Origin of the sequence: Escherichia sp. MR (assembly GCF_005280595.1) — a bacterium.
GTDB lineage: Bacteria > Pseudomonadota > Gammaproteobacteria > Enterobacterales > Enterobacteriaceae > Escherichia > Escherichia ruysiae.
Window position 1 is genome coordinate 1 of the sequence record NZ_SZVK01000097.1, and the last position, 5,847, is coordinate 5,847.

The 5,847-nt window shown below is 51.5% G+C and carries 5 protein-coding genes and 2 pseudogenes; 3 read left to right on the top strand and 4 right to left on the bottom strand.

The features are described 5' to 3' along the window. Together FC814_RS23780 and hemB are read left to right on the top strand one after the other, a co-directional pair. Positions 1 to 60 (top strand): IS1 family transposase (locus FC814_RS23780; protein WP_071528444.1); only part of this gene is annotated, 60 nt, incomplete at its 5' end. 165 nt (positions 61 to 225) lie between these two features. After that, positions 226 to 1,200, top strand: coding sequence for a porphobilinogen synthase (gene hemB / locus FC814_RS21925; RefSeq protein ID WP_001295337.1), 975 nt, complete (start codon positions 226 to 228; stop codon positions 1,198 to 1,200). 208 nt (positions 1,201 to 1,408) lie between these two features. On the opposite strand, the gene tauD is transcribed toward hemB, so the two are convergent. From tauD to tauA, 4 genes and pseudogenes are all read right to left on the bottom strand, one after another. Then, positions 1,409 to 2,260, bottom strand: coding sequence for a taurine dioxygenase (gene tauD / locus FC814_RS21930; RefSeq protein WP_000004056.1), 852 nt, complete (start codon positions 2,258 to 2,260; stop codon positions 1,409 to 1,411). Then, positions 2,257 to 3,084: a taurine ABC transporter permease TauC gene (gene tauC, locus FC814_RS21935; RefSeq protein WP_137326465.1), complete on the bottom strand. Its 828-nt coding sequence runs from the start codon at positions 3,082 to 3,084 to the stop codon at positions 2,257 to 2,259. Before tauC ends, tauD begins: the two co-directional genes overlap by 4 nt. Continuing rightward, complete coding sequence (gene tauB, locus FC814_RS21940) at positions 3,081 to 3,848, bottom strand: taurine ABC transporter ATP-binding subunit (RefSeq protein WP_105281367.1); 768 nt, start codon at positions 3,846 to 3,848, stop codon at positions 3,081 to 3,083. The genes tauC and tauB overlap by 4 nt, the downstream gene beginning before the upstream one ends. 12 nt (positions 3,849 to 3,860) lie before the next feature. Then, positions 3,861 to 4,821, bottom strand: a pseudogene (gene tauA / locus FC814_RS21945) (taurine ABC transporter substrate-binding protein). Positions 4,822 to 5,440: 619 nt separating this feature from the next. On the opposite strand from tauA, the pseudogene FC814_RS21950 reads away from it, so the two are divergent. Continuing rightward, positions 5,441 to 5,773, top strand: a pseudogene (locus tag FC814_RS21950) (PIG-L deacetylase family protein); the annotation flags it as partial. Between the last annotated feature and the right edge of the window lie 74 nt (positions 5,774 to 5,847).

Here is a 5,847-nt window from a genome sequence, read left to right on the forward strand (position 1 = left end):
TCGGTGGAGCTGCATGACAAAGTCATCGGGCATTATCTGAACATAAAACACTATCAATAAGTTAGAGTCATTACCTGAATATGAAAATATTGCTATTTATATTAAAAAGATGTCCAGGCCGGTCTTTCATTCTCTTCTTGTCAACATCGCGACAACTTTCGTAAAACACCCCCGCCCTGCTTCAGGTATACTATGTCCCTCGATTCCACAAACATCAGGCAGACCATGACAGACTTAATCCAACGCCCTCGTCGCCTGCGCAAATCTCCTGCGCTGCGCGCTATGTTTGAAGAGACAACACTTAGCCTTAACGACCTGGTGTTGCCGATCTTTGTTGAAGAAGAAATTGACGACTACAAAGCCGTTGAAGCCATGCCGGGCGTAATGCGTATTCCAGAGAAACATCTGGCGCGCGAAATCGAACGTATCGCCAACGCCGGTATTCGGTCAGTAATGACTTTCGGCATCTCTCACCATACCGATGAAACGGGCAGCGATGCCTGGCGGGAAGATGGTCTGGTGGCGCGTATGTCACGCATTTGCAAGCAGACCGTGCCTGAAATGATCGTTATGTCAGACACCTGTTTCTGCGAATACACCTCTCACGGTCACTGCGGTGTGCTGTGCGAGCACGGCGTCGACAACGACGCGACCCTCGAAAATTTAGGCAAACAAGCAGTGGTCGCTGCTGCTGCGGGTGCAGACTTCATCGCCCCTTCCGCCGCAATGGACGGTCAGGTACAGGCGATTCGTCAGGCGCTGGACGCTGCGGGTTTTAAAGATACGGCGATCATGTCGTATTCGACCAAGTTCGCTTCCTCCTTTTATGGTCCGTTCCGTGAAGCTGCCGGAAGCGCATTAAAAGGTGACCGCAAAAGCTATCAGATGAACCCAATGAACCGTCGCGAAGCGATTCGTGAATCACTGCTGGATGAAGCTCAGGGCGCAGACTGCCTGATGGTTAAACCAGCCGGAGCGTACCTGGACATCGTGCGTGAGCTGCGTGAACGTACTGAACTGCCGATTGGCGCGTATCAGGTAAGCGGCGAGTACGCGATGATTAAGTTCGCCGCGCTGGCGGGTGCTATAGATGAAGAGAAAGTAGTGCTCGAAAGCTTAGGTTCGATTAAGCGTGCGGGTGCGGATCTGATTTTCAGCTACTTTGCGCTGGATCTGGCTGAGAAGAAGATTCTGCGTTAATTTTGTTTCCTCTCAGAAAGGGGGAGTTAACCTGTTGAAAGTACGGTGAACGCCCCCTCACCCTAACCCTCTCCCCAAGGGGGCGAGGGGACCGTCCGCACTCGCTTCATCTATATCACCGTTCTTTCGCCGCTCAAGGGGACCGTCCGTATTCGTTTTATCTAAATCACCGTTCTTTCGCCACACGAGGGGACCGTCCGCGCTCGTTTCACCCCGCCCGATAAAACGGTTTATCCCCGAGGATCGTCGCCCGATGCATAATCCGCCGCTGTGGCAGATAATCTGCATTCGCATAGTGCTGAGTCACGCGGTTATCCCAAATCGCGATATCATTTGGCTGCCAGCGCCAGCGCACCTGAAACTCCGGTTTGGTGATATGGGTAAATAAAAAGCCTAGCAAGGCTTCGCTCTCTTTCTCACTGACATCGACAATTCGCGTGGTAAATCCTTCATTAACAAACAACGCCTGTTTACCGCTCACCGGATGCGTTCGCACCACCGGATGTAGTAAAGGAGGATTTTTCGCTGCCGCCTCGCGCCAGCGTTGATGCTCCTCCTCCGTTTTGCGGTATTTGTATTCCGGGAACGATTTACGGAAATCATGCTCCGCGCGCAGCCCGCTCAACAACTGACGGAAGGGAACAGAGAGCGCCTCATACGCCGCAATACCACTGGTCCATAGCGTATCGCCCCCGGTTGATGGTAACTCTTTCGCTGCCAGTATCGCTCCCGCTGGCGGCGTCTCAATAAATGTCACATCGGTGTGCCAGTTGTCGTTATCCGGCGGATTATCGTTATGGGTATCCAGTACGATAATCTCCTCAACCCCTTCGGCATGAGGGTAAACAGGATGAATATGTAGCTCGCCAAAACGCTGGGCCAGCGCGCGTTGCTGCTGTGGCGAAATGCCTTGTTCACGCAGAAACACCACCTGATGGCGCAACACCGCATGGTAAAGCTGTTCAAACTGATTATCACTTAACGGACGCGTCAGGTCGGCACCCGAAATTTGTGCGCCGATATACGGCCCCAGCGGGGTAATGCTCAGACGTTCACTCATTGTACTTCTCCATGCCAGGGCGCCAGGCGGCGCTGTAACGCACGCAGACCCAGTTCTAAAAGAAAGGCGATAATCGCAATCACCGCGATCCCCGCCAGCACCACGTCAGTTGCGAGAAATTCACCCGCTGACTGAACCATAAAACCTAAGCCTCGCGTCGCGGCAATCAGCTCCGCCGCCACCAGCGTAGACCAGCCAACCCCCAGACCAATACGTAATCCGGTGAGAATTTCCGGCAGCGCGCCAGGCAGAATGACAAACCACAGCACCTGCGTGCGACTGGCGCCCAGCGACTGCGCGGCACGAACGCGAACCTGCTGCACGCTTTTCACCCCCGCCAGCGCCGACATCGCCACCGGTGCAAAAATCGCTAAATAGATCAGTAAGATCTTCGAGGTTTCACCAATACCAAACCAGATCACCATCAGCGGCAAATAGGCCAGCGGCGGCACCGGGCGATACAGTTCAATTACCGGATCCAGAATGCCGCGCACCGTCGGGCTTAGCCCCATGGCGATCCCAACCGGAATGCCGATTAACACCGCCGCAAGTAGCGCCAGCACAATGCGCGTCAGGCTGGCTGCCAGATGCTGCCACAGCGTGGCGTCCATAAATCCTTGCGTTCCGGCAATGGTGAGCAGTTTTGCCAGTACCTGTTGCGGCGGCGGCAAAAACAGCGGGCTAATCAGTTGCAGCGCCGCCACTGCCCACCATAAAGTCAGTAAAACCGCTAGTGTGCCAATGCTTAAAGTCACCTGACGCGAGAGCGGCCAGCGCAATTTCAGCCGACGCGAATGCATTTTTTCATTAATAAGCACACTCATGAGAACGCCTCTCGTTGCTCAAATACGCGGCTTAAAACATATTCGCGCATGGCGATGAATTGTGGATCGGACTTGATGCTGCGGCTCGACTCACCCGCAACAAAGCGGCGGGCGAAGTTGAGCCGCAGACGCTCCAGCACACGACCCGGCCCCGGTGAAAGCAGAACCAGTTCGGTCGCCATAAACACCGCTTCTTCTATATCATGGGTAATCAACAACACCTGCTTGCCTGTCTCCTGCCAGAGTTTCAGCAGCAGTATTTGCATCTGGTCGCGGGTGAAGGCGTCCAGCGCGCCAAACGGTTCGTCGAGTAATAACATCCGGGGATTAGCCGCCAGCGCGCGGGCAATCCCTACCCGCTGACGCTGACCGCCGGAAAGCTGCCAGATGTCGCGTTTTTCTGCACCTTCCAGGCCGACTTTTTTCAGCATTTGGTGAGCGATTTCCAGACGTTGCTTTTTCTCCATCCCCGCCAGTTGCAGGCCGAACGCCACGTTATCCTGCACATTACGCCACGGCAGCAGCCCTTCATTCTGAAAAACCACCCCGCGCTCTGCACCCGGTCCCTCGATACGCTTGCCCGCCAGTTGAATGCTGCCTTGCTGATAATGCACAAAACCAGCAATCAGATTCAGCAAAGTGGTTTTGCCGCAGCCGGACGGCCCCAGCACCACCAACAGTTCGCCGCTTTCCAGCGTCAGGTTGATATCTTCCAGCGCCGGTTTACCGCCATAATCGGCATAGAGATGAGAGATTTGCAGCATTCGCGCCTCCTTTTATTGCACGAAGCGCGAGGTAACGTACTGGCTGTAATCATTCGCCACGGCGGGAACTTTACCCTGCTCTTTCAAAAACTGCGCGGTGTCGATGATCGCTTTGTTCACCGCTCCGGTCAGTTCTGCCGTTTGCTGCTGCGGCGTCAGATAGGTATTTCCCTTGACCAGCCCCGGTACGTCCGCTTCCGGTACACCGCTCAAGCGCGCCAGTTTGCTGATGTTTTCCGGCTGTTTCAGCCACGCGTCCGGATTCGCAATGTACAGTTGCTGGGCATCGATGGCGCTTTTAGCGAACGCTTTCACCACCTCAGGATGTTTCTGGGCAAAATCTTTGCGCACTACCCAAACGTCCAGCGTCGGCGCGCCCCACCGCCCGACCTGTTCAGAATCGGTCAGCACCTTGCCGTCTTTTTCCAGCGCATTAACCGCAGGTGCCCAGACATAAGCGCCATCAATATCTCCCCGTTGCCAGGCGGCAATAATCGCTGGCGGTTGCAGGTTCACAATCTCCACTTGTCCGGGTTTAATGCCCCAGTGTTTCAACGCTGCCAGCAGGCTGTAGTGCGTGGTGGAGATAAACGGCACGGCGATGCGTTTGCCAATCAGATCTTCGGGTTTGCTGATGTTTTTCTTAACTACCAGCGCCTCGGAGTTACCCAGTTTTGACGCCAGCAAAAAGACTTCAATCGGCACCTGCTGGCTGGCAGCAACCGCTAACGGGCTGGAACCGAGATTACCGATTTGCACGTCGCCAGAAGCCAGCGCCCGAACGATGCTGGCTCCGCTGTCAAACTTGCGCCAGTCCACGGTCGCCCCGCTCTCTTTGGCAAAGGTGTTATCAGCCTGAGCCACTTTCGCCGGTTCGGCGGAGGTTTGATACGCCACGGTGACGTTCACCGCCTGCGCCTGAAAAGTGATGAGCCAGTGTGGCAAGAAGTGTGTTACGCGATGAAATTGCCATAATTGTCTGCTCCCCTGTCTTGTTATGAGAGCAGTATTCGCGGAGAAAGATATTTGATAAAAGAATTAATCATTATGGACAATATGTTTTTATTCTTAGCAAAAAAATGGCAAACGATAGATGAGTTATGCATTTACCAACCGTTTTCCTACAAAGCAATGCCACATTTACTTTTATATACGAATAAAAATTCAAACAATAAAAATTTATTTCACCCTCCACCAACCAGACAACCAATAATAAATATATATATTATTTTTATTTTATATAATGCAATCTTCAAAACCTCTTTGCCATACCAATTCATTCATAAAACGAATATAAAAAGTAATGGTTGATAGAAGATATTTTTTAAATGCAATTAATTGACAAACTAAATCACATCTAAATACAATATGTAAAAAATATAATCACGCTCACAAAACACACAAATGTTTAACATATGATGCACACAAATCAAACTTATACCGCTTACGGCCCTCCGGGCATTAATTGACCTGTTCTCAGGATTATTCTTTTTTTACCGCGTGTCATTTTTAACATCTGAGTATGTTGCAGAGGGTTGCCGCTCTGCATTCGTCGCGCTTTCAGCATAATAATTACAATGGAGTGTCATGAATTGGATAAGGTTTTAAATTCTGCGTTGCATTCTTCAGCAGAAAAGAGGAAAGGTATTCTTGCGATTGGTGCGCATCCTGACGATATTGAATTAGGTTGTGGCGCATCGCTTGCTCGTCTTGCGCAGAAAGGATTTTATATCACCGCCGTTGTCATGACTGCTGGCGATTCGGGTGTAAGCGAAATCATCGATCGTCATGAAGAATCTCGCGAAGCATTAAAGATGTTGGGGTGTCAGAAAACTATTCATCTTAATTTTTCAGACACCCGTACACATCTGCAACTCAATGATATGATTTCCTCCCTGGAAGATATTATTAAAAATCAAATTCCCGGTGATGCTGCCAACTTACTGATTTAGTGTATGATGGTGTTTTTGAGGTGCTCCAGTGGCTTCTGTTTCTATCA